This is a genomic window from Kluyvera sp. Awk 3, assembly GCF_028069715.1.
Classification (GTDB): Bacteria; Pseudomonadota; Gammaproteobacteria; order Enterobacterales; family Enterobacteriaceae; genus Kluyvera; species Kluyvera georgiana_A.
In genome coordinates, this window is record NZ_JANEWH010000357.1 from 1 (window position 1) to 256 (window position 256).

Genomic DNA, 256 nt, shown 5'->3' on the forward strand with positions numbered 1-256 from the left:
GGTCGACTCACCCTGCCCCGATTAACGTTGGACAGGAACCCTTGGTCTTCCGGCGTGCGGGTTTTTCACCCGCATTATCGTTACTTATGTCAGCATTCGCACTTCTGATACCTCCAGCATCCCTCACGAGACACCTTCGCAGGCTTACAGAACGCTCCCCTACCCAACAACACCTAAATGTCGCTGCCGCAGCTTCGGTGCACAGTTTAGCCCCGTTACATCTTCCGCGCAGGCCGACTCGACCAGTGAGCTATTA

At 55.5% G+C, this 256-nt stretch carries 1 rRNA gene; it reads right to left on the reverse strand.

Annotation, left to right across the window (positions count from 1 at the left end):
* Nucleotides 1-256 (reverse strand): 23S ribosomal RNA (locus NNN71_RS25365); the annotation flags it as partial.